Origin of the sequence: Paenibacillus alkaliterrae, from assembly GCF_021532375.1 — a bacterium.
GTDB classification, from domain to species: domain Bacteria; phylum Bacillota; class Bacilli; order Paenibacillales; family Paenibacillaceae; genus Pristimantibacillus; species Pristimantibacillus alkaliterrae.
The window spans coordinates 1-4,303 of record NZ_JAKGAP010000133.1 but is presented as its reverse complement, the minus strand read 5'-3'; the positions used below and the strand labels follow the sequence as shown (position 1 = coordinate 4,303).

The window sequence follows — 4,303 nt, the reverse complement described above, 5'->3', positions numbered from 1 at the left end:
GACTACATTCTCCACCTGAACCTCTTAATCAGTCAAAGTTGAAATATTGAGAATGAGCGAGAAATCAGGAGAAAACATTACTTTATAGTGGGAGGATGCAGGTATGCCTGAGCAAACAGAAAGTCAGAATGAAGCGCCTCTTTATATAAAGGTTAACGCCCGGGATAATGTTGCGATTATCGTTAATTCCGGCGGATTGCCTAAAGGGTGCATCTTTGCTTGCGGTCTAGAACTAAGAGACAGCACTCCGCAAGGCCATAAAGTAGCCCTGACAGATTTAGAGCAGGATGAGCCTATCATTCGTTACGGAGAAGTTATCGGATATGCGGAAGGCCCGATACCAAAAGGCAGTTGGGTGGAAGAGAAGCTGGTTAGACTCCCTACACCTCCTCAATTAGACGAGCTGCCGATAGCTAATCATGTACCATTACCGCTGCCGCCTCTTGAAGGATATACTTTTGAAGGATATCGCAACAAAGACGGCAGCGTCGGCACAAAAAATATACTGGGAATCACAACAAGCGTTCAATGTGTTGCAGGGGTGCTTGACTATGCTGTGAAATTGATTAAAGAACAAATGCTTCCCCATTATCCATATGTAGAGGATGTAGTAGCTTTAACTCATAATTACGGCTGCGGAGTTGCCATTAATGCTCCAGATGCTATAATTCCGATTCGCACCATACAAAATATCGCGGCCAATCCCAATTTTGGCTGTGAGGTTCTTGTAGTGGGGTTGGGTTGTGAGAAGTTAATACCGGAAAGATTGCTTCCGGACGGAGACTCAGCCAACATCGTTTCTCTTCAGGATCATCATGGTTTTATGAGTATGATACAGTCCATTATGAGCATGGCGGAGCAAAAATTGATAAAGTTGAATCGCCGGCAGCGTGCAACTTGTCCTGTGTCCGATCTAGTGGTTGGTTTGCAATGCGGAGGAAGCGATGCTTTTTCCGGGGTAACGGCGAACCCGGCAGTAGGATTTGCCGCTGATTTGCTGGTTCAAGCTGGCGCAACGGTTCTATTTTCGGAGGTCACTGAGGTGCGTGATGCCGTTCATCTGTTAACGCCGCGGGCAATCAATCAAGAAGTGGGCCAAGCCTTAATACAAGAAATGAAGTGGTACGATCATTATTTGCAAAAGGGGCAGGCGGACCGGAGTGCGAATCCATCGCCAGGAAATAAAAGAGGCGGATTGGTGAACGTGGTAGAGAAGTCACTTGGATCCATTATCAAGTCGGGCAGCAGTCCCATTGCGGGAGTATTATCCCCGGGGGAAAAAGCAACCCGAAAAGGACTCGTTTTTGCGGCAACACCTGCGAGCGATTTTGTTTGCGGCACATTACAGCTTGCCTCCGGGGCAAATATGCAAGTTTTTACAACTGGAAGAGGCACACCTTATGGATTGGCGATGGCGCCTGTTATTAAAGTATCTACCCGAAATTCTTTAACGGAACAGTGGCATGATTTAATCGATGTGAATGCAGGAACGATAGCAACGGGCGAAGCAACGATAGAAGAAGTTGGTTGGGAGATTTTTCGCATGATATTGGATGTAGCAAGCGGGAACAAGAAGACATGGGCAGACCACTGGGGATTGCACAATGCTTTGTGCCTGTTTAACCCGGCTCCAGTTACCTGATTTATTTTGTTGAGTTCGGAAAGTGCGACTATTGTGGCTATGATATAACCAAAAGGAATCCCCCCTGCATATGGCCAATTCTGTGAAAACGTTAATCCTGTAACCGCTTAATGCTGTGATATAATTTGCGGAGAGCACGGATAATGCGAATTTACATGATCTCGATATTTGCAGGGAGGTAATCATGATCAGAAGAAGCAAGCTGAATGGCAGGCGTGTGCTTATTATGGTATGGGCGATGCTCCTGCTTTGCACCGGTCCGTTATCGGTGGCTGCTGCCCAGGACAAGAAAGCTGCAATTGCGGATGACGTCACGGTTAAACTTGATGGTGAGGCTGTGAAGATATCCGATCCGGTACGTATGCTGGACGGCAGGGTGTTCCTGCCCGTAGTGCGCATAGTCGGCATGTTCGGCGCGACGGTCAAATGGGATAAAGTTAATGAAGAAGCAACGATACATACGGTATTAGGAGAACAGATTGTGCTGGGCAATGGCGTGCCGGTCGTGTATTTCAACGAAGGGCGTTATGTGATGGAGGAAGCGCCGTTCCTGTCGGACGGCAGATTGTATATTCCGCTTCGCCATGCGGCGGAGCTGCTGCATGCGACGGTGAAGTGGAATAAGGAGGAGAAGGCGGCCGAGCTTACGACGGTTCAACCAGCTGTGGTGACGGAAGCTTACGGATTGGCCGAGATCAGCAAAGAGACAGGGAGCAGCAAGTCGGAGCTGTTGCAGCGGAACCGGCTGGACAGCAAGGCTGTCATCAAGGAAGGAACGAAGCTGCGGGTGGTGATGCCTTCCATCTTGGATAACGAGGCGGAACCGTACACGGAGAAAGACTTGATGCTGCTGGCCCAGATCACGCAGGTTGAGTCGGGGTACGAGTCTTACGAGGGCCAGCTGGGCGTTGCGAATGTGATCCTTAACAGGGTGAAGGATTCGCGCTTCCCGGACACCATCCACGGCGTCATCTATTCGGGAAAGCAGTTCCCGCCCGCGCACAACGGCCTGTTGGACAAGAGCAAGCCGAACGCAAGCGTGTTTCGTGCCGCCAAAGATGCCCTTAACGGCAAGAACAACGTAGAGAAGGCGATCTACTTCATGAATCCGAAAGTATCCAAAGGATCGTTCTGGTCCAGTCTGAAAATCATTACGACGATCGGTCATCATAGCTTCGCGAAGTAAGGTTTGTGGAGCGGGGATGCCATATATGCGAAACAATTTGTCATTCACTATCGATGAATTCATTCACTTGTAATACAACAATCGAGTTGTTTCATACTCTTCATTAATTACATACTAAGGGGAATCGAGTGAGACGGCAAGCATGTAATAAGAAGACTTCGTCCAGCCAAACTCGTTTGGCTGGACTTCTCTTTTGCAAGGAGGCCCAAGTTCGCGGTGTTAAGGGAATGATTGAAAAGGATACGTATTGCGACGATGTGTTGAATCAAATTGCTTCCATTCAATCTGCTCTGAATAGTGTAGGGAAACTCGGCTAAAGAGCATATATGAACGACGTAAATGTTCTTTTAGCTATGGAGAAATGTCAAACTGACGGGCTTGAGACGGCCAATTGTGAACGATCCTCTAACCATATGTCCTGGATAACTTTTGCTAATACTTCTATAGTACGGTAGCTTTCCTCCAAACTATTTTCAACACCGCCGATTTCAATTAACGCACTATTGCCAGAGAGCGATTGATTATATTCGCCGTTACCGCTAGTTTTATCTTTTTGATAGATTCCTTTAGATAGATTAGGGATCCTTTCATTTAAACTCTCTTGAATACGTTCTGCAAAATTCATATTTTGCTTCCAATTCGGATGGTTTGTTCCTACTACAAAATAGACTTGCGCATAGTTTTGGTTTTTAAATAGGATGGTTGTTTTTTCTCGCTCTTGAGAATCCCGGTGAAGATCGAACAGATACTTTACATTCTGGTGCATTTTCAGTTCTTGAGTAATGGTTTGCTTGGAATACGAGTAAGATTTAGCATAATTGAAGTTAGAGATGCGGCTCGGATAATCTATGTTTGAATGGAATACCGGGATGTCGCTGGACTTCAATTTGTTTAACAGATAGCTGCCAAGCAGAGTGACGTTTATTTCCGAATCAAATGCTTGATCGGGCGAATTTATATGATCGAGTTCAGGGATCCAGGATTCACGATTGTGAGAATGATAAATCATAATTTGCGGTGCAGTATTATTGCTTGTACCGGAATTTGTTTCTTTTTTTAAGAATGATGTTTTCTGATTGTTCATTGTATGAGTAGTATTCTCTTCTATAATCATAGGTTTTGTATCTGCAACCGCTTGTCGAGATGGAATTTCTTCTATTAAAGATTGATTACGTCCTTCGTTCAACAATAAACCGATCATAATCATACAGGCAAAGGAAAAGAAAAATGCAAAATTAGTGATCGATGATTGTAACCGAAACATAAAATACCCCCTAGTTCCTATCAATTCGGATTGAAGATATTAATAGATTATGAGAAAGAAATGAAAAAAAGACCATATTGGTATGTAATAATAGCTTGTTAAGGGTGCACTATAATAAGGCTATTCGCAGTTTAGCATGGGTTGTGTAAATCTATAAAACTTGGACAAGGGAATCGTATTCAGTTCAAATCGCTAGATTGTTCTCCACCTG

General features: G+C 45.1%; 3 protein-coding genes and 1 pseudogene. 3 read left to right on the top strand and 1 reads right to left on the bottom strand.

The features are described 5' to 3' along the window. The first annotated feature begins 103 nt into the window (after nt 1-103). From garD to L1N85_RS28135, 3 genes and pseudogenes are all read left to right on the top strand, one after another. On the top strand, nt 104-1,642 hold the full coding sequence (garD, locus tag L1N85_RS26545; protein ID WP_235242023.1) for a galactarate dehydratase: 1,539 nt from the start codon (nt 104-106) through the stop codon (nt 1,640-1,642). A 184-nt stretch (nt 1,643-1,826) separates the two neighbouring features. After that, the gene (locus L1N85_RS26540) at nt 1,827-2,828 is read left to right on the top strand and encodes a cell wall hydrolase (protein WP_235242022.1); all 1,002 of its coding nucleotides are present in this window, start codon (nt 1,827-1,829) and stop codon (nt 2,826-2,828) included. A gap of 128 nt (nt 2,829-2,956) precedes the next feature. Further along, nucleotides 2,957-3,139: pseudogene (locus L1N85_RS28135) on the top strand (metal-sensing transcriptional repressor); the annotation flags it as partial. Between the two features lie 53 nt (nt 3,140-3,192). Here the strand turns inward: L1N85_RS28135 and L1N85_RS26530 are convergent. Then, nucleotides 3,193-4,092: a stage II sporulation protein P gene (locus L1N85_RS26530; protein ID WP_235242021.1), complete on the bottom strand. Its 900-nt coding sequence runs from the start codon at nt 4,090-4,092 to the stop codon at nt 3,193-3,195. Between the last annotated feature and the right edge of the window lie 211 nt (nt 4,093-4,303).